Below are 1,690 nucleotides of genomic sequence, written 5' to 3'. Positions count from 1 at the left end.
CTTACTTTTAAAAAATTTATTTTTTCTACTTACTCAGCGAACTGAACAACCGTATATTAAAGACAACAGTACTGTAATCAATATACGAATTATAATATGAGACAATTGTAAATTTCCAACTATATAACCGGTAAAAATTACCAATGGAATCATTAACACTAAGGAAAGATATACAAGCCATGGTAGATTCTTGACTGTAGCCGAAATCAAAAAAATAGCTCCGATAAAATATAGCAAGTGAATGCTTTGAAAACCTATCTCTTTCATTTCCGCAATCACTGCAATAAGAGTCAGAATTGCATACAATGCGATAAATGCTCTAGAAAAAATATTAAGTGCAATTTTCAATTTTCTTCCTCCTTTTGAATAAAATTATAATAGGCGTTTGCGAAACGCCCAAAGCCGTATAAATACTACACTTTTTTGCTTCTGAATATAAAAATCTCCTCTCGGTTTGTGATATAATGGATTTGCAAAAAACATATGCCACATCCCTAAAGGAGACAATACTATGATATCACAAAAACAACTCTCTTTGGCAGATATTTTTGAAGATTGTAAAGATATTTTTGAATCTGACAAACCTCAGTTTCTTACTCTGCTCAAAAATCACATTGACCTTGATGAAATTATTCCGGACATCTGAGAGAATTCTGCGGCTTTACCAAAGTTCCTGATGCCTCTAAAATCACTCGTTTTAAACAGGATTTTTTATCGGACTTACAAGCTGTTTTTGATAAGCTTGTTGATATAACTGAACCGATATGTAGGGATATTGATAACAACCTTGCTTCTATGCTTTTGTTTGACACTTCAGGTATTGAAGCTTATGTAACCGAAAATAATCCTAAGTACGCCAACCGCATTATCAGGCAGCTCAAATCCTATGCAAAATCTATGAATTTTGATAGTTCTTATGACCCTTATAAGGCTGTATATGTCTCTATGCCTACATCAGCTTCATCAAATCATGAGGTTAAACAGCAGTACATTAACGGGCATTTCTGCTATGCTTACAAGTTCGGTATTATTACCAATGGACTTAGAATTGTTCGCTCCATTGATTTTTACAACAAGAATTATCTTGCTTCTCATCCTGACATTGTAGTTGAAAAGAAAGCAAAGTCTCCGGATGAACACAAATCTCTTGCTGATCCCAAGGCTTTACTGCCTAACTTAAAAGACTTTAAAACAAGGCATCCGGGTATTAAACCATCTATATTCCTTGGTGATGCAGCCTTTGATACCATTGAGATTTACAAATCACTTTTTGAAGATTTCAATTTCAAAAAAGCATTTATTCCTTTAAAAGTTAATCTTTCAATGGATAATGTTAAATATACATTCAATGAAAATGGTATTCCTTGTTGCCCTCATGATCCTTCACTTCCAATGAAACGTGAAGGAAGTAAATCCCATTTAAAGAACAAGCTTCCTACAATGAAGTTCGTATGTCCAAAAATGAAATTGGAATACAATCGACAAGACAAGTCCAAAAGACGTGTCTGTCAGTGTGAAAGTCCCTGTACAACTTCTTCCTGTGGTAGAATGATTTATGTTTATCCTGAAAAGAATCTCAGAGCTTATCCCGGAGTAGAACGAGGTTCTAAAGAATGGGATGAAACATGTTTCTGCATTGCCAAACGGAAAACAACAAATGAAAAAACACTGCATTCCGATTTACTGTTAT

General features: G+C 34.1%; 1 protein-coding gene and 1 pseudogene. One reads left to right on the top strand and one right to left on the bottom strand.

The features are described 5' to 3' along the window. Positions 1–33: 33 nt before the first annotated feature. Positions 34–348 carry a hypothetical protein gene (locus HMPREF1495_RS08330; protein ID WP_007592591.1) on the bottom strand — a complete coding sequence of 105 codons (315 nt, stop codon included), beginning with the start codon at positions 346–348 and terminating at the stop codon, positions 34–36. Between the two features lie 163 nt (positions 349–511). Between HMPREF1495_RS08330 and HMPREF1495_RS08325 the strand changes: the two are divergent. Next, positions 512–1,690: pseudogene (locus tag HMPREF1495_RS08325) on the top strand (ISNCY family transposase); the annotation flags it as partial.

Source organism: Lachnoanaerobaculum sp. MSX33, from assembly GCF_000512995.1.
Classification (GTDB): Bacteria; Bacillota; Clostridia; order Lachnospirales; family Lachnospiraceae; genus Lachnoanaerobaculum.
This window is presented reverse-complemented; position numbering and strand designations above follow the sequence as displayed.